The sequence below is a fragment of the Nonomuraea jiangxiensis genome, assembly GCF_900099965.1.
GTDB lineage: Bacteria > Actinomycetota > Actinomycetes > Streptosporangiales > Streptosporangiaceae > Nonomuraea > Nonomuraea jiangxiensis.
Genome location: NZ_FNDJ01000051.1, coordinates 16,776 through 33,382, shown reverse-complemented (window position 1 = coordinate 33,382; position 16,607 = coordinate 16,776). Strand labels below are relative to the sequence as shown.

The window sequence follows — 16,607 nt, the reverse complement described above, 5'->3', positions numbered from 1 at the left end:
TGGATAAGGTCGTCATCGGCCGCGTACGATCACCCGCCACAACCGGGCCGGCCGTTTCCTGTGGAATGCCGCCCGCTCGTTGACCTGGGGAAACGGCTCATCGGGCACCGGCAGCCCCAGGAACGCGCACAGCGGTTCCCAGCCGTCGCCGATCTCGTACACCAGCAGCCGATCAGCAGCGATCGTGGCCTTCACCTCCGCGATGTGCCGGCTCGGGCTGCGGCCCCGGGTGCTGCGCGGCGCGGTCAAGCTGCAGACCTCCCTCACCCTGCTCGGCAGCCGCGCGGCCATGCCCGTCCTGGTGGCCCCGACCGCGTTCCACCGGCTGGCCCACCCGGAGGGGGAGCGGGCCACCGCCCGGGCGGTCGCCGCCGCCGAGACGATCATGATCGTCAGCATGGCCGCCACCGTCGCTATCGAGGACGTGGCGGCGGCCGCGCCCGGCGCCGAGCTGTGGTTCCAGCTCTACCTCGAACCGGACCTGGTCTTCACCGAGCAGCTGGTGCGCCGGGTCGCGGCGGCCGGCTGCAGGGGCCTGGTCGTCACCGCCGACTCGCCCGCCCTGGGCCGGCGCGAGCGCGACCTGCGCAACGGCTTTGACGACCTGCCGGAGCACCTGTGCTGCGAGAACCTGCGCGACAGAGCCCACGGCGACCGGGTGCGCCCCGTCGTCCTGTCGCCGGAGCTCATGTGGGAGCACCTCGACCGGCTCAGGGAGCTGACGGAGCTGCCCATCGTGCTCAAGGGCGTCACGCACCCCGCCGACGCCCTGCTCGCGATCGAGCACGGCGTCGCCGCGATCATGGTGTCGAACCACGGCGGGCGGCAGCTCGACACCGTGCCCGCCACGATCGACCTGCTGCCGGAGATCGCCGCGGCCGTCGGCGGGCGGGTGCCGCTGCTGCTGGACGGCGGAATCCGGCGCGGCACCGATGTGCTGAAGGCGCTGGCCCTCGGCGCCGCCGCCGTCGCGATCGGCCGCCCGGTGCTCTGGGGCCTGGCCGCCGACGGCGAGCGGGGCGTGACCAGTGTGCTCGGCCTGCTGCGCGCCGAGGTCGAGCACGCGCTCACGCTGTGCGGCTGCGCCTCGATCCACGACCTCGATCCGGAATGGGTACGCCCATGCTGATCGCGCTGCTCCTCGCCGCCGCCGTCGTGGTCAGCCTGCCCTGGTGGCTGCCCGGCCGGGTGGTGGCCCTGCGGGTCCGCGTCTTCGCCCGGATCAACGGTGACGAGGGCATCCCCGTCCCCGGCGACCTCGTCGGCATCGAGCGCTTCAAGGAGGTCTACGCCCATCCGGCGGCGGGCGGCAGGAGCAGGGGAGCGGCGCTGTCGGACGTGTTCTGGTACTGGCTGTCGCCCGGCCCCGAGATGCACCAGGAGCACCTGGAGGCGGGCGAGCGCTACGAGTCCGTCGCCCGTGTGACGCGCGGCCTGCTCGCCGTGCCGCGGGCGGAGGCCGAGGAGCTCACCCGGCGGTGCGCCGCCCGTACGCTGAACGACGCCCGCGGGCTGGTCAGGCTGCGGGACCTGATGATGCCGCTGTGGGCGGAGTTCTCCTACGAGCTGGTCTTCGCCGAGCCGTGCCCGCGCGCCGCCCGCGACCTGATCGTCGGCAACGCGAGCGACGTCTCCGCCTCGCTCAAGTGCACGAGCCTGCGGCACATGGAACGCCGCCACCGCCTGACCCGCTACCTGCTCACCCGCCTGCCCGAGGTGCGGGTCCCGCTCCCGTCCGGCCTGTCACCGCTGGAGCAGGCCTTCTACCTGCACGGCGCCTTCTTCACCACCGCCGTCGTGCAGATGTCGGAGGCCATGGCCCACCTGCTCATGGTCCTCGCCCAGCACCCCGGCGTGCAGGCGCGGGCGCGCACGGACGACGCCCACTACCTCGACCAGGTGATCGCCGAGACGCTGCGGCTCTACCCGCTCTTCGGGATCGCCCACCGCATCACCACCGCCGGCATCCCGCTCGACGAGCACACCACGATCCCGGCCGGCTCCGTGCTCTGCTTCAACTACCCGGAGTTCCACCGCGCCGGGTTCGACGACCCGGGCCGCTTCGACCCTGCGCGCTTCGACCCTGCCCGCGTCGACCGGCCCGCCAAGGACCTCAACCACATCCCGTTCGGCATCGCGGCCAACCGCCCCTGCCCCGCCTGGCGGCTGGCGCCCATCGTCATGCGCGTGGCCGCGTGGGATGTCCTGCGCAGGTACGCGCTGCACTCCTCGGCGGCCCACACCCGCTCGATGCCCAACCGGGGACCCTGCCTGCTCACGCCGCTCCAGGCGGCCGGGAACGTCCGCGCGGCCCTGCTGTTCATGAGCTTCCGCGACCGCTGGGAGGACGTCTGGCGCAGCGTCGTACAGCTCGTCCTCGGCACCTACATGGTCTGGGACGCCCGCCGGAAACGGCTCTGCGAGCACTATTTCGACGATCCATCGGAGAATCGGCATGCCCACCCTGGCCGCCGTGACCGGCCTGGTCACGCCCCCTGACGCGAACCTCGCGCTCATCCTGAAGGTCCTGCCCGCGCTGGTCGTCATCCTGATCACGGCGGCCGTCTGCGCCCGCCTGGCGCAGCTGGTGATGCAGCCGCGCGTGCTCGGCGAGATGGTCGCCGGCGTGCTCCTCGGGCCGACGCTGTTCGGCTGGCTGTTCCCCGGCGCGCAGGCGGCCCTCTTCCCGCCCGAGGTGCGCCCCATCCTGTACGTGCTGAGCACGATCGGGCTGACCCTCTACATGTTCCTGGTCGGGGCCGGGATCGAGCACAACACTCAGGTCACGGGCGAGGCCCGCAAGGCCGGCGTGCTGGCCGCCTCCGGGATCCTGCCCTCACTGCTGCTCGGCTTCGGCGCCGGCCTGCTCCTGCACGACCTGCTCTCCCTGCCCGACGTCGGCCCGGTCCCGTTCGCCCTGTTCGTCGGCGGCGCGCTGTCGCTGACCGCGTTCCCCATGCCGGCCAGGATCCTGTACGAGCGCGGCCTGGAGCACTCGCCCATCGGCCGCCTCACCCTCATGGCCGCCGCCGTCGACGACGCCCTGGCCTGGTGCGTCCTCGCCGTCTTGTCGGCGCTGCACCTCGGCTCCGGCGCGGGAGGCGCGCTGCCCACGATCGGCCTGACGATCGGGTTCGCCGTCGTCATGCTCAAGGTCGTCGCGCCGCTGCTGCGCCCCCTGGGCAGGACCGTCGCCCGCACCGGCAGGCTGGGCCCCACCGGCATGTACGTCGTCATCCTCGTCCCGCTCACCGCCGGCTGGCTGACCGACTGGATCGGCGTCTACGCGGTCTTCGGCGGCTTCATCGCCGGGCTGGCCATGCCCCGTGACGCCAAGTTCCGCGAGGTGCTGCACGGCCGCATGATGGAGGTGGTCTCGACGCTGCTGCTGCCCGCCTTCTTCACCTTCTCCGGGCTGAACACCCAGCTGGGCGGCATCGCGGGCGGCGCCCTGCCGCTGTACAAGCTCGCCCTGCCGGACCGCTTCGAACACGTCAGCAAGCTCGCGCGATCCGACCGGCGGCCCGTGCGGGCGGGGTCCAATCCGTCGTGATCGCGCAGGTGGGGCCCGGTGTGCAGGTTCCTGCAAGGGCCAATGGCGCAGTGGACCTGGTAATTCCCCCGCGCCGGTGTAACCGTTGTCGGGTGGTTGGGACACGGGGTACGGCCGACCTCCCCTCCCGTCGGCTGTTGCTCGTCGAGGATGACCGCGAGCTGGGGCACCTGCTGGTCGAGCTGTTCACGGAGCAGGGGTACACGATCGACCTCGCGGTGGAGGGGCAGCGCGGGCTGCACCTGGGACTGAGCCGCGCGTACGACGTGCTGATCGTCGACCGCGGCCTGCCCATGCTCGACGGGATCGACCTGCTGCGGCGGTTGCGCCGGCAGGCGGTCACCGTGCCCGTCCTGCTGCTCACCGCCTTCGGCACGGTCGCCGACCGGGTCACCGGGCTCGACGCGGGCGCGGAGGACTACCTCGTCAAGCCGTTCGAGATCGACGAGCTGCTGGCCAGGGTGCGCGCGCTGCACCGCAGGAACCTCGACCACGCCAGGCTGCTGCCGCTCGGCGCGGGCTGGCTGGACTCCGAGTCGCAGCTCGTCCGGCTGCCGACCGGGGAGCAGGTCATGCTGTCCGGCCAGGAGTGCCGGCTGCTGAGCGCCCTGGCCGCGCGCCCGCGCCAGGTGCACACCCGCACCTCGCTGCGGCAGCGGGTCTTCGACGGCGCCAGGACGGAGTCGATCGTGGACACCTACGTCTACTACCTGCGCAGCAAGCTGGGATGGGGAGTCGTGTGCACCGTGCGGGGCGTGGGGTACCGCCTGGGTGAGCTGTGAACGAACGGACGGCACGCGACCTCGGCGACCGCCGCCCCGACCCGGAGCGGCGGCTGCTGCTTCGGGCCCGCCGCCGGCTGACCGTGCAGGTGGCGGGCGCGTTCTCCGTGGTGCTCGCGCTCGTCGGGCTGCTGGTCTACTGCGCCATGGTGCACGCCCAGGGCACCGCCGCCCGGCGCGACCTGGCCGCCATCGCCGAGCGCGCCCCCATCGCCCACCCGCCGCCCTGCGTGTGGCTGTTCGAGCTGCGGCCCGGCGGCGCCGTCGCGAGCTCCCCGGGCGCGCCGGCGACCCTCCCGGTACGCGGCCGGCTCGACCGGGTGGCCGCGGCCGGCGAGCCGGTGGTCGAGCAGGTCCGGGTGGCCGGCCGCGACTACCTCATCCGCACCCAGCCGCGTGGCGGCGCGACGGTCCAGGTGGCGATGGACCTGCACGCCCAGGCCGCCGAGCGCACCCGGCTGCTCAGCACGCTCGTCGGCGCGGAGATCGCCGGCCTGCTGGCCGCCCTGCTGGTCGGCCAGGTCGTCTCCCGCCGTGCCATCGCGCCGCTGGGCGAGGCCCTGGCCCGCCAGCGCCGCTTCGCCGCCGACGTCAGCCACGAGCTGCGCACCCCGCTGGCCCGGCTGCACCTCCGCGCCCAGCTGCTGGCCCGCAGGCTGCGCGGCGGGACGGACCCGATCCTGCTGATCGACGAGGTGGACCAGCTCGCCGCCGGGACCCGGCAGCTCGGCGAGGTCGTCGAGGATCTGCTGCAGTCGGCCCGGTTCAACCAGCTGCGCAGGCCGTTCGGCCCGGTGGACCTGGCCGTGCTGGCCGCCGAACTGGCCGCGGCGGAGAGCGCCAGGGCCGAGGCCCGGGGGGTGGGCATCGAGGTCCGCACCGAAGGGCCGGGCGACCCCGTCGTACGCGGGGTGGAGTCGGCGCTGCGCCGGGTGATCTCGGCCCTGCTGGACAACGCGCTCGGCCACACCGGCGCCGGCGGCCACATCTGGGTGACCCTGGCCAACGACCCGGAGACGGTCCGGCTCACGGTCCGGGACGACGGCGTGGGCCTGGACCCCGCCGACGCCGAGCGGCTGTTCACCCGGTACGTCGGCAGCGGGTTCGGGCTGGGGCTGGCTCTCGTGCGGGAGGTGGTAGAGGGCCACGACGGCACGATCACCGCCGACGGCCGCCCGGGGGAGGGCGCGACCTTCACCGTGCGCCTGCCCGCCGCCCTCACCAGCGCGCCCGTCGGCCCCGCGCCGCCGGTCCCGGCCAGGGAGCCGGACACCCCGGCCGGGACCGCTTCGGGGTGAATTCGGCCCTCCGTACCCGCCGCGAGCGCGCCAGGAAGGGGCTGCTAGGGTGCGGCGGATGAGCGGACGTGGAGTTCTTGTCACCGGCGCGTCGCGAGGGATCGGGCGCGCGATCTCGGCGGCGTTCGCGGCCCAGGGAGACCGGGTCGCCATTCATCACCGGGACTCGGCCGAGGAGGCCGACAGCCTGCTCGGCGAGCTGCCCGGGCGGGGGCACACCGTCGTGCGGGCCGACCTGGCCGACCCCGGCGAGGTGCGCGACATGGTCGAGGCGGCGGCCGGGGCCCTGGGCGGGATCGACGTCCTGGTGAACAACGCGGGCACCTTCCTGCACCACCCCATCACCGAGATGTCCTACGAGGAGTGGCAGCAGGCCTGGCGCCGCACGCTCGACGTCAACCTGGTGGGCGCGGCCAATGCCGCCTGGTGCGCGCTCCAGCACATGCCCGAGGGCGGCAGGATCGTCAACGTCTCCTCGCGCGGCGCCTTCCGCGGCGAGCCGGAAAGCCCGGCCTACGGGGCCAGCAAGGCCGGCATGAACGCCTTGGGCCAGTCCCTCGCCATCGCCCTGGCCCCGCGCGGGATCGCGGTGGCCACCGTGGCGCCCGGGTTCGTCGAGACCGACATGACGAACGAGCACCTCAAGCCGCCCAGGGGCGACGCCATCCGGGCGCAGAGCCCGTTCGGGCGGGTGGCCCGGCCGGAGGAGATCGCGGCCGCCGTCGTGTATCTGGCCTCCCCGGCCGCCGAATGGGCCAGCGGCGCCGTACTCGACCTGAACGGCGCCTCCTACCTGCGCTGAGCGGTCTCCCACCTGCGCTGACCGCCTGCCTGCGCTGAGCGCCGGACGCCCGGGCCTGCGCGCCGACCACCGGGGTCAGCGCAGGCGGCGGTCCAGCAGCAGGGCGCCGCGGCCCGACAGCAGCGTGGCGCACCACCCGCGCAGGTCGGCCGGCTTCGGCCCGGTCACCGCGGCGTCGCCTCCCTGACCCTCCAGGCTCCCCGCGAGCCCCCCTTCGAGCAGGTCGGCCCAGTCCAGCAGGGACTCGGCGAGCATCAGCGGCACCCCGCGCCGCTCGTGCACCTCGGCGGCGGCCTCGAAGTGCTCGCTCGCCCGCCGCGGGTCGCCCATCGTCACGCACAGGTGGGCCAGGTAGTGGTGCCCGCAGTGGTGCGCCACCGTCCCGTGCCCGAACGTCTCCCCGTCCGCGGCCAGCGAGTCGTAGAGCTGGCGGGCCAGCTCGGCCCGGCCCAGCCGCGAGGCGGCCACGGCCAGGTTGTCCAGCGCGGGCCGGAGCGCCATGTTGCGCGGCGGCCTGGCCCCGCCGTCGGCCAGAATGCGCTCCAGCAGCGGCTCTGCCTCCTCGTCGGCCAGCTCGCACAGGTAACGCAGCACCGCGTGCACCGGATCGACCCGGGGCGCCTGCGCGACCATGCGCAGCCGGTCGCGCAGCTCCCACAGCCGCCCCTGCAACCGCCGGATCTCGGCGATCTGCTCGGAGTAGATCGCCACCGCCTCCAGCCGGCGGCCGATCTCCGAGCCCAGCCGCATGGCCGCCTGGGCCTCGGCCTCGGCCTGCGCGAGGTCGCCCTGCATCAGCGTGAGGCCGGCCCTGGAGTAGCCGATCAGCCAGTTGAGCTGCGGCTGACCCAGCCGCCGCGCCAGCTCGGCGGCCTGGCCGAGCAGCATCGCGGCCCGGCCCGCGTCGCCGCTGTCGAGCAGCGGGGGAGTGCGCTGCATGTAAGCGTGGAACAGCGCCAGGTCGTCGCCCGTCCGGCGGGCCGCCTCCAGCATCTCGTCGCCGTCACGATGCCGCTGGTGCAGCGGGTCGGCGGGGATGATGGTCAGGCTGCGCATGCCGAGCACGCCGGCCAGCGTGCGCGGATCGCCGGACTTGCGGGCCAGCGCCACAGCTTCGTCGCTCAGCGCGAAACGCCGCTCGCCGTCCGGCGCCCAGATGAGCTCCGAGGCGAGCTGGGCCGCCAGCAGCGCCCTGGTGCTCAGGTCGGTGGAGTCGACCAGCTTGCGGGCCTCGGTCAGCAGCGCGATGCGCTGCGTGTCGGGCGCCGCCGAGATGCTGGAGCCGCTGTCGCCGCCGAGCGCCGCCCTGACGATCAGGTCGTCGCGCCCGCACTCCCTGGCCAGCTCGGCCGCCCGCAACAGGGCCGCCCTGGCCTCCGGGTGCCCGGCCAGCCACATCGCCCGGCCGCACTCCATGAGCAGCTCCGCGCGCCGCTCCTGGGTGGCTCCCGGCGAGTCGCCCAGCAGGTCCAGCACCCGCTGGTACCAGGTGACCGCCTCGCGGTGGGCCAGCCCCTCCAGCGCGTGCTGCGCCGCCCGCACCGCCGCGTCGGCGGCCGCGCTCACCCGGGCCGGGTCACGGCCGTGCTCGGCGGCGGCCAGCAGGTGCGCGGCCACGACGTACGGACGCGACTCCATGGCCCGCGGGTCGGTCCGGCACAGCGCGTCGGCCACCCGCCCGTGCAGCAGCCCGGCCCGTGGCGCCGACAGCGTCGCGTAGAGGGCGTTCCTGGTCAGCTCGTGGGAGAAGTGGTAGCGACCGCTGCCGGTGACGCTCACCAGGCCCGCCGCCATGGCCTCCTCCGCCGCGGCCACGAAGCGGGCCTCGTCCAGGCCGAGCCCGGCACGCAGCTCGGCGGCCTCCAGGCGCTCTCCGACGGCCAGCAGGTTGATCAGGTCTCTGGCCTGCGGGTGCAGCTGTGACAGCCGGGTCTTGACCATCCGGGTGACCGAGTCGGGCACGGCCAGCGCGTCCAGCTCCTTGCCCGCGGACAGCTCCCTGATCACCTCGCTCACCAGGAACGCGTTGCCGCCGGTGATCCGGTGCAGCATCCCGGCGTCGCCGTCGCCGCGTACCTGCCGCAGCGCGTCGGTGACCTCGTCGAGCCCGAACGAGCCGACCTCGACGACCCGGCTGTCGGCGGTCAGCTTGTACAGCTCGGGCATCGCGGACTCGACCGGCACCGGCCGCGAGGTGGCCAGCACGAGCAGCGGCAGCGCGTCGGCGTCCCACATCAGGGCGTTGAGCATCTGCAGCGACTCCAGGGTCGCCCACTGCAGGTCGTCGATCACCAGCAGCACCGGGCGCACGGTGGCCAGGCGCTCGATCAGCGTCCGGGCCGCGGCCATCAGGTGGTAGCGCTCCGACACCGGCTCGGTGGCCGGCGGCACCTCCAGCGACAGCGGTGGCGCGGCCAGCGACGGCGCGAGGCGTACGAGCTGGCCGCACTGCTGGTCCACCCCGGCCCGCAGCAGCAGCGCGGGCGAGGTGCGGGCCAGCCGCTCGATGGCGCCCGCGACCGGCTCGTACGCCTGCCGGGCCGGATCGGTGCACCGCCCGGCCAGCACCGTGAACTGCCGCTTGAGCGCCTGCCTGGCCACCATGGACGCCAGCCGGGTCTTGCCCACCCCCGGATCGCCCTGAAGGATCACCATCCCGCTGCCGAACTCGGCCGCCGCCAGCTCCCCGTCCAGCGACCGCAGCTCCTCGTCGCGGCCCACGAACCGCAGCACGTGCCCGTTGTCCAGCCACGAGGGCAGCTCGCCGCTCTGGTGGTGGTCGGCGCTCTGCCAGTGCAGCTCGTAGGTGTGCAGCGGCTCGCGCAGCCCCTTGCCCGGCAGCCGCCCCAGGTCCTTGAACTCGTGCCGGCTGCGGCCCTGCGCCAGCCGGCGCACCAGGTCGGTGCAGAGCACCTGACCGCCGTCCGCCACGGCCACCAGGCGGGCCGCCTCCACCGTGGGCAGCCCGCTGACGTCGTCGTGACCCCAGCACACGTCGCCGGCCGCGAGCGCGGCCCTGATCGAGATCTTGTCCAGGGCCCTCTCGTTCTCGTCGGCCACCGCCTGCTCCACCGCGATGATCGCGTCCAGCCCGGCCGTCGCCGACTCGAACACCGCCATCAGCCCGTCGCCCAGGCTCTTGGTGAACGTCGAGCCGCTGGCGGTCACCACGGAGTGCAGGAGCTGGTAGAGGCGGCGGAAGACGACGTTGGCCCGCTCCTCGCCGAGCCTGATCCGCAGCGCGGTGGAGCTCACCACGTCGGTGAACAGGATCGTCGCGGTGGTCAGGGTGCCCGGCTCGTGGGGGGCGGTCACGTGCGCAACCCTTTCAGCCCCCGCGCGGGCGCCCGAAGCGTCCTGCGGACATTCTTGCGGGCGACGCGGCGGATCTCGCGGGTCTTGACCGCGCGGTTCGACTGCTTGATCCGCCAGGCGGCGGCCAGCTCCGCCGGGATCCGGAACGCCGCCTGCCCGTCGGAGTGGCGGTCGATCAGCGCGATCACGATGTGCCGCCCGGCCTTGCGCACCAGCCAGCGGATCAACCGGTCCACCGGGCCGGCCGTCCGGCCCCGCTGGTGCGCCGCCCGCGCCACGGTGAACAGCGCCGTGCACCACCAGGCGGGCTTGGGCACGCCGAGCAGCTCCGGCACGCGGTCGGCGTTGTGCTTCGCGTCGCGGAAGACCCAGTGCACCAGGCTGCGCGGCAGCTTGCGCCAGCCCAGATACATGAACTCCTCCATCTCCGCCAGCAGCATGGCCATCAGCCGGCGGCCCTCGTCGCTGGACTCGTATAGGCGGCCCAGTTGCCGGCTGACCGGCTCGACGTCGTCCAGCGTGAGAGGTCCGTCGCGGCAGGCCTCCACGCCCATGAGGTGCCCGAAGACGCTCCAGGTGTAGAGGTGGGCCGCGCGCTGCCGTTCGTTGAGCTCCACGCCCATGCTCTCCAGAGCCTCCCACGTGACCACCGAGAAGTCGAAGATGGTGGCCAGCAGCAGCTCCTGGTTGACCGGCGGGCCGAACCGCCCGGTGTCCCACTGGTCGGCGTAGCGCTCGTTGACCAGGGCCCGCACGAACGAGTGCAGGATCCGCAGCCCGATCGCCGTGGTGTGCCCGGGGCGGCCCGGCTGGAGGCTGTCGGTGGCCTTCAGGCCCATCACGTCGACCAGCATCTGCCCGGTCTCCGCCACCCGGCGGGTGAGGCTGTGCGTGGCCAGCTGGGACACGCCGGCCAGCACCTTGGCGCTGGACACCTCCACGTACGCCATCGGCAGGCATTTGCAGAACAGCGCGGCCGACTGGTAGAGCCCGTAGTCGGCGAACACGGCCTGCCCCTCGGCCAGCATCGCCTTGTCGTCGCCCCACTCGGGCAGGTCCCTGGCGAAGTCGATGGCGGCGAAGATCTCCGAGGCGGGCACCCGCTCCTCCCGCTTGGCGCGGCCCAGCTCCTCGATCGTGGCCTTGACCAGGTCCAGTGGCCCGCGTCCTGCCGGCTGGGAGGTCAGATAGTCGGCCACCACCTTGTCGATGTCCGGGTCCGCCTGTTGTCTCAGTCGCCGGAATCTCTCCTCCGGCCAGCGCTCATCGTGATCGTTCATGTACCCCGTACTCCAGATTCGGTCAGAGCCCGCCCCGCTTGCGCAGGGCGACGACGTCGAGCAGCGTGATGGTCCGGCCTTCGATGGCGATGAGGTTTCTCGCCGCGAGTGACTGCAGCGCCCGGTTGACCGCCGGCCGCGAGGCGCCGATCAGCGCCGCGAGGTCGGACTGGGTCAACCCGGGCAGGTCCACCACCGCGTCGGTCCGGCCGTGCCGGTCGGCCAGTTGCAGCAGCAGCTTGGCCAGCCGCCCGCCCAGGTCCAGGAACGCCAGATCGGCGGCCTGGTCGGTGAGCCGGCGCACCATGTGGCCGAGCATTCGCAGGAACTCGTCGGCCAGCCCGGGATGCTCCCGCATCATCTCCAGCAGCCGTGCCCTGGGCAGTGCGAACACCCACGCGGGCCGCACCGTGACGACCGACGCCGAGCGCGGCGAGCCGTCCAGCAGTGCCATCTCCCCGAAGGTGTCTCCCCGGCCCAGCATGTTGAGCACGATCTCGTCGCCGTGCTCGGTCGTGAACACCACCTTCGCCAGGCCGTCCAGCAGCACGTAGAGGGACTCTCCCGGATCCCCCTGATGGATGATGATCTGCCCGGGCCGGTATCTCCTCGCCAGCCCGGAGCGCGCCGTGCTCAGGATGCCGCTCTCCCCGAGTACGCGGAACAGCGGGATCTCCGCCAGCACGGCGGCGACCGGCTGGACGTCCTGTGGAACCCCGCCGCGCCCATTCATGCAAGAACTCTAGGCCGCATTCCGCGTCGCGGCAGTATGTGGTAAGCGATCTCGCGGATGTGACGAGGACCACATCCGCACTGTCACGCGCGAGACAGCCCCGGCGGATCACCAAGAGCACCGTGGACGTGCCGGCCGGTAATGGCCCCCCGAGTACCCGCGCCGGCAGGGAGAACAACATGCCACTGGAATCCACCATCGAACGACTCGACACGGCGACCCTGGTGTCGGCCGCGCAGGACGGCGACAGCGAGGCCTGGGAGCGGCTGGTCGAGGAGTTCACCCCCATGCTCAAGGCGCGCATCCGCCGCTTCAGGCTCAGCCACGAGGACGCCCAGGACGTGCTCCAGACGACCTGGCTGCTGGCCTGGCAGAACCTGCGGAGCGTGGCGGACGGCCAGCGCATGGCGGGGTGGCTGGCCACGATCGCCTTCCGCGAGTGCCTCAAGCTCAGCAAGCGGACGAAGGAGATCTGCACCCCGGATCTCGACTCGCTGGGCAGCACCGACGACGTGGACCGCGAACTGGCCAGGATCTGGCTGGCTGGCACGCTGGAAGAGCTGGTCGAGGAGCTGCCGGCAGCGCAGCGGGTCCTCTTCAGAGCGCTCACGGAAACCTCCGAGCCGCACTACGTGGACGTGGCGCGCAGGCTGGGCAGGCCGGTCGGGAGCATCGGGCCCACCCGAGCCCGCTGTTTCGCGAAGCTACGCGGGCTCCTGCAGGCCCGCGAGATCACCCGCGACTTCCTGGACTGATCTGTTCTCGTCTCGGCGGAGTGCTATTTGGCCGACGGGTCAAGCTGGATCGCCTCCAGGAACGGCTCGAAGTCGAACCGCGCCATCTCGTACGCGTCCGGGTCGCTCTCCGTCGGATAGTGGTAGAGCCTGCGCCGGATCCGGCCCAGCTCGGGATGGTTGTCGAACATGTCGCTGATGGCCTGGGGCACCAGCCCCCGCGTCATCTCCTCCGCGAGGCCGTCGGCGACGTCCTTGGCGAAGGGCACGTCGTAGAGCGCGGCCACGTTCTGGTAGACGCGGAAATAGCTGACGATGAAGCGCATGCGGTCGGGGTAGGACACCCAGTTGGCCACCCCGGCCGTGGCGGTCGCAGGATCTTCGGTGATGAACTCGGCCGCCAGCTCGCTCACCTTCTGGTGCTGGATCGGCCTCCACGTCCTAGCCAGGTCGACACCGTCGGGCGGGGCCAGCGGCTTGCCCACCTTGATGTCGCTGAGCGGCGTGCGCACGGAGAACAGGTGGCGGGTGTAGAGGGCGGCCCACAGCTCCTCAAGCCTGCGGGTCAGCCACGGCTGGTCCTCGTGCCGCGCGCTGTAGAGGCGGAACCTGGCGAACGGCCTGCGGGTGACCAGCGAGCGCAACGAGCGCCACGACACCCGGGTCAGCCACCGGACCGGCCGGTAGAGCACCAGCTCCAGCGCCTTCTGCGCGCGTGCCTGCTCGTAGGCGGACAGGGCGATGTTGGCCCCGAACATCAGCTCGGCCCGGACGTCGGGGTCTGTGGTGTGCTTCGCCTCGATCAGTAACTGCGCGGCGTCCCTCAGGTAACGCTCTTCGGCCGGCGCCAGCAGGTCGGTGAGGAACTCCGGTGGCGTCGGCGTCAGCTCGGACTCCGGGCTCACCTTCAGGTAGCGGTCGGGCGAGTCGTTCCACAGGTTCACCGCGAGGCTGGCGGTCTCCAGGAAGATCGCCCGGTTGGCCAGCGCCAGCCCGAGCTCGTAGCTGGGGCCGAGCAAGGTGAGCAGCGTCGCCCGGAACAACCGCCGGAACCGGGCCGGCACCCTGAACCGGCGGCCGAAGTCCGTGATGAACGGCGAGCCGGGGCTGAGGTCCAGGCTCTCTCCGACGGCCTTGGACGTCCAGGTGGCGTAGCAATACCAGTTGTTCGCGTCCTTGCCCAGGTGCTGGGCGAGGTCCCCGGCGACGCGGTGGTAACTGTAGGCGATGACCATCGCTTCGAGCGCCGGGCTCCGGTCCTTGTAAGCGGCGATGCGCAGAACGTCGTCCGCGGTCATCGGAGTGTCGGACATGGGGTCTCCCGTTATGTGGTCCCGTCGCCTCAAGGTGATAGAGAGTCCTTGGCGGCGTCAGATACACGGCGGCCTTTTGTCGTGCCCCGTGGCCACCGGCAGGAGAGTAGGACGCGCGACTTGCGACAGGCTTGCAGGACGGTCTCAGCGCGACGCCGGCAGGCACCGTGAGCGGCGGCGACCTGGATCCCACCGGCGGATGACGCCTCTTACGGATCACCGCCGCCCCGGGCGGCCCCTGCCCGGGGCGCCCCGGTCATTCCTTGACCACGATCTTGCTGATCACCACGAATCCGCCGAGCGCTCCCAAGGTGCCCGCGGCGGTCACCGTGGTGAGATTGACGACCAGGTCATATGTGCCGGCGGCGAGCTGGCCGCGCATCGGAACAGAGGCGGTATATCGGCCCGAGCCGGGGGTGAAGGTCATCTCCACCGGAGGTGAGGGGTGTCGCGACTCACCACCGCCGAGCAGGTCCGCGATGATCTCCAATTGCCAGCGGCCCGCCAGCCAGTCGACGAGTTCGCCGGTGACCTCCCAGCTCACGTCCACGGTCCAGCCCTCGCTGCGCCGCACGACGTGCGTCGGCTGGGCGCCCGGGTCGACAACCTGCCCGTGGAGAACACCTGCCAACTGCTCGGCCGGTACTTTCATCACTTGGAATTCTCCGGTCGCCATTCGCGCTCTCCTTTCCGGTGGGGTCCAGGTCCCCGTGTGAAGGTGCAGAGCGATGACAGCGGCCGGTAAATACGCGTCCGTTCTGGAGATAAATATCGGGTTTTACGTCAGGTGTGCGCGCCGCCTATTCTGATCAGATCGCCCGGCCCCGGCGCGCCGACGCGCGTGCCGTTCAGCCGGACGCTCGCCTCGACCTCGCACGACAGATAGCCGTTGACCCCCTTGACCACCAGGTCGCCGAGCTCGCCGCCGGCCAGGCGGACCACCGCCGCGCCGCCCTCCGCGGCCACGACCTCCACGGTCCCGTACGGGGTCCGCACCCCGACCGGGCCCTCGTGGCCCGTCCGGACGAGCACCGTGAGGTAGTGGACGTCCCGATCGGGATGGCTGCGCAGGTAGACGTCGGCGTCGCCGTACAGGAGCGGGCCGGGGCCGGGGTCGGGCGGGGTGGCCGGCGGGGGGAGCAGGGCGCACGGCGCCAGGTTCTCGTCCAGCTCGGGGACGGGCCCGTCCAGCAGCACCCGGCCGCCGGAGCGCGCGTACGCGGCGAGCAGCTCCTGCACCCGCCGGTGCATGAAGGGTCCACCGGGCACGGTGACCGACGAGAAGGCGGCCAGCTCCTCGGCCGTCGCGTGCTCCAGGTCGAGCACCGCGTAGTCCAGGCCGAGGGCGCGCATCCGCTCGTGGAAGGCGCGCAGCGGCCGCCCGCACCCCGGCCCGTCCGGCGGCGCCCCGCACTCACCCGTCCCGTTCTCCTTCGACAGGGCCGCGATCCCGGCGTAGGGCAGGTAGAGCCCGAACGCGTGGTCGGTCACCCCCGCGCACTCCAGGAACTCGCCGCCGTGCCGGGCGAAGAAGTCCGCCAGCGCCCGCACCACGGGTGCCTTCACGGTGGCGGTCCCGCTCGCGTCGATCGGCGGGCAGTCCGGGTACGGCCTCGCGTGCGCCGTGTCCAGCTCCGGCGCCCAGCCCGAGGTGGCGACCCCGGTGTAGACGTTGAACCCGGTGGCCCCCGCCGCCAGCGCCAGCAGCGACTGGTGGAAGCTGGTGGACGCGTCGATGTAGGCCGGGTGGTAGAGCTGGGAGAAGCCCCAGTTCTCCTCCAGGTTCGGTCCGGGGGCGCGCTTGGCGGCGATGACATAGCGGGCGTGCGCGTCGCGGTCCTGCGACACGACCCCCATCCAGTTGGTGAACCCGTAGGAGATCCCGCCCCACAGCTCCGGCCGGACCCTGGCCAGCCAGTCGTCCAGCTCGGGCACGGTCGGCGGGTTCAGGTTGACCAGGACCGGCAGGTCGGAGCCGACCGCCTGGGACCAGACGCGGTAGACCTCGGCCAGGTAGTCGGCGTGGAAGCGGCCCCAGTCGGCCTTGGCGCGCGGGCCCGCCGTCCCGTTCGGGGGCTCGACGGCGGTCCAGTCCCGGTGCGAGGTCCCGTGTACGGCGTTGTAGGCCGCCAGGTCCCCGTACCAGGCCCGCAGCCGGTCGCGGAAGAAGGCCAGCGCGGACGGGCCGTAGTCGTAGGCCGTCAGGGGCAGCGCCCCGTTGGTGTAGATGCCCTCGTTCGCGATCTGCAGGGCGATGACCGGCATCGAGCCCTCGTCCGCGGCCGCGAGCACCTCCTTGCCCACCGCCGACAACCACTGCGTGGTCCTGGTCAGGAACGTGGCCCCGAGCGGAGCGGGCAGCGTGCGGCCCACCGGGTCGGACCCGTCCGACCAGCGCGTGGCCGCGCCGCGGGCGTCCAGCAGCGGCTCGATCGAGGAGTCCGCGTCCGGGCACACCCAGTCGGGCAGCCCGCCGTAGGTCAGCTCGGCGTGGATGAACGGGCCCGGCTTGGCGATCACCTTCAGGCCCAGCCGGTGGCAGAGGGTGAGGAATCCGACGACGTTCCTGGCCGGGTGGGTGGCGCCGGTGAAGTCGGGGGCCGAGCCGGGCTCCGGCTGGTGGTGCCGCCAGGGCAGGTAGCAGGTGATCACCTCGATCCCGAGCTCGTCCCGTACCGCTCGCAGCCGGTCGGCCCACTGGGCCGGATCGTCGCGGTAGTAGGGATAGTCGGCGGTGACGAGCACCCGCGGCTCGCCGTCGACGACGGCGACCCCGTCGCGGACCTCGATGACCACG

The 16,607-nt window shown here is 72.7% G+C and carries 14 protein-coding genes; 7 read left to right on the top strand and 7 right to left on the bottom strand.

Going from position 1 to position 16,607, the window contains the following annotated elements; all coding sequences use genetic code 11:
* Window positions 1-12: 12 nt before the first annotated feature.
* Entirely contained in the window at window positions 13-195 is a 183-nt protein-coding gene (locus BLS95_RS55235; RefSeq protein WP_143044292.1) for a sulfotransferase, read from the bottom strand.
* Between BLS95_RS55235 and BLS95_RS52320 the strand changes: the two genes are divergently transcribed.
* From BLS95_RS52320 to BLS95_RS52295, 6 genes are all read left to right on the top strand, one after another.
* On the top strand, window positions 185-1,129 hold the full coding sequence (locus BLS95_RS52320) for an alpha-hydroxy acid oxidase (RefSeq protein WP_425434807.1): 945 nt from the start codon (window positions 185-187) through the stop codon (window positions 1,127-1,129). The two genes, BLS95_RS55235 and BLS95_RS52320, sit on opposite strands and share 11 nt — an antisense overlap.
* Window positions 1,123-2,499 (top strand): cytochrome P450, encoded by a 1,377-nt coding sequence (locus BLS95_RS52315; protein WP_090947126.1) that lies wholly within the window; start codon window positions 1,123-1,125, stop codon window positions 2,497-2,499. Before BLS95_RS52320 ends, BLS95_RS52315 begins: the two co-directional genes overlap by 7 nt.
* Window positions 2,456-3,553, top strand: coding sequence for a cation:proton antiporter (locus BLS95_RS52310; protein WP_090947111.1), 1,098 nt, complete (start codon window positions 2,456-2,458; stop codon window positions 3,551-3,553). The genes BLS95_RS52315 and BLS95_RS52310 overlap by 44 nt, the downstream gene beginning before the upstream one ends.
* A gap of 137 nt (window positions 3,554-3,690) precedes the next feature.
* The gene (locus tag BLS95_RS52305; protein ID WP_245765810.1) at window positions 3,691-4,335 is read left to right on the top strand and encodes a response regulator transcription factor; all 645 of its coding nucleotides are present in this window, start codon (window positions 3,691-3,693) and stop codon (window positions 4,333-4,335) included.
* The gene (locus BLS95_RS52300; RefSeq protein ID WP_090947110.1) at window positions 4,332-5,633 is read left to right on the top strand and encodes a sensor histidine kinase; all 1,302 of its coding nucleotides are present in this window, start codon (window positions 4,332-4,334) and stop codon (window positions 5,631-5,633) included. The genes BLS95_RS52305 and BLS95_RS52300 overlap by 4 nt, the downstream gene beginning before the upstream one ends.
* Before the next feature lie 58 nt (window positions 5,634-5,691).
* Window positions 5,692-6,435: an SDR family NAD(P)-dependent oxidoreductase gene (locus tag BLS95_RS52295; protein WP_090947109.1), complete on the top strand. Its 744-nt coding sequence runs from the start codon at window positions 5,692-5,694 to the stop codon at window positions 6,433-6,435.
* Window positions 6,436-6,510: 75 nt separating this feature from the next.
* On the opposite strand, the gene BLS95_RS52290 is transcribed toward BLS95_RS52295, so the two are convergent.
* From BLS95_RS52290 to BLS95_RS52285, 3 genes are read right to left on the bottom strand one after another with little or no spacing between them, the layout of a single operon-like run.
* Window positions 6,511-9,750, bottom strand: coding sequence for an ATP-binding protein (locus BLS95_RS52290; protein WP_176993894.1), 3,240 nt, complete (start codon window positions 9,748-9,750; stop codon window positions 6,511-6,513).
* Window positions 9,747-11,030, bottom strand: a complete 1,284-nt coding sequence (locus BLS95_RS56570) for an oxygenase MpaB family protein (protein WP_176993893.1) — start codon at window positions 11,028-11,030, stop codon at window positions 9,747-9,749. The genes BLS95_RS52290 and BLS95_RS56570 overlap by 4 nt, the downstream gene beginning before the upstream one ends.
* Window positions 11,031-11,052: 22 nt before the next feature.
* Entirely contained in the window at window positions 11,053-11,763 is a 711-nt protein-coding gene (locus BLS95_RS52285; RefSeq protein ID WP_090947107.1) for a Crp/Fnr family transcriptional regulator, read from the bottom strand.
* Between the two features lie 179 nt (window positions 11,764-11,942).
* Between BLS95_RS52285 and BLS95_RS52280 the strand changes: the two genes are divergently transcribed.
* Window positions 11,943-12,518, top strand: coding sequence for an RNA polymerase sigma factor (locus BLS95_RS52280; protein WP_090947106.1), 576 nt, complete (start codon window positions 11,943-11,945; stop codon window positions 12,516-12,518).
* A 23-nt stretch (window positions 12,519-12,541) separates the two neighbouring features.
* On the opposite strand, the gene BLS95_RS52275 is transcribed toward BLS95_RS52280, so the two are convergent.
* The 3 genes from BLS95_RS52275 to BLS95_RS52265 form a co-directional block, all read right to left on the bottom strand.
* Entirely contained in the window at window positions 12,542-13,810 is a 1,269-nt protein-coding gene (locus tag BLS95_RS52275; protein WP_090947105.1) for a hypothetical protein, read from the bottom strand.
* A 256-nt stretch (window positions 13,811-14,066) separates the two neighbouring features.
* A complete protein-coding gene (locus BLS95_RS52270; RefSeq protein WP_143044291.1) occupies window positions 14,067-14,486 on the bottom strand; it encodes a hypothetical protein in 420 nt (139 codons plus the stop codon).
* A gap of 107 nt (window positions 14,487-14,593) precedes the next feature.
* Window positions 14,594-16,606, bottom strand: a complete 2,013-nt coding sequence (locus BLS95_RS52265; protein ID WP_176993892.1) for a beta-galactosidase — start codon at window positions 16,604-16,606, stop codon at window positions 14,594-14,596.
* Window position 16,607 lies beyond the last annotated feature (1 nt).

Coding starts and splice junctions, on each gene's coding strand:
- BLS95_RS52280 (WP_090947106.1), top strand. CDS start 11,943: ATGCCACTGGAATCCACCATCGAACGACTCGACACGGCGACCCTGGTG.
- BLS95_RS52315 (WP_090947126.1), top strand. CDS start 1,123: ATGCTGATCGCGCTGCTCCTCGCCGCCGCCGTCGTGGTCAGCCTGCCC.
- BLS95_RS52270 (WP_143044291.1), bottom strand. CDS start 14,486: ATGGCGACCGGAGAATTCCAAGTGATGAAAGTACCGGCCGAGCAGTTG.
- BLS95_RS52275 (WP_090947105.1), bottom strand. CDS start 13,810: ATGTCCGACACTCCGATGACCGCGGACGACGTTCTGCGCATCGCCGCT.
- BLS95_RS52285 (WP_090947107.1), bottom strand. CDS start 11,763: ATGAATGGGCGCGGCGGGGTTCCACAGGACGTCCAGCCGGTCGCCGCC.
- BLS95_RS52310 (WP_090947111.1), top strand. CDS start 2,456: ATGCCCACCCTGGCCGCCGTGACCGGCCTGGTCACGCCCCCTGACGCG.
- BLS95_RS56570 (WP_176993893.1), bottom strand. CDS start 11,030: ATGAACGATCACGATGAGCGCTGGCCGGAGGAGAGATTCCGGCGACTG.
- BLS95_RS52295 (WP_090947109.1), top strand. CDS start 5,692: ATGAGCGGACGTGGAGTTCTTGTCACCGGCGCGTCGCGAGGGATCGGG.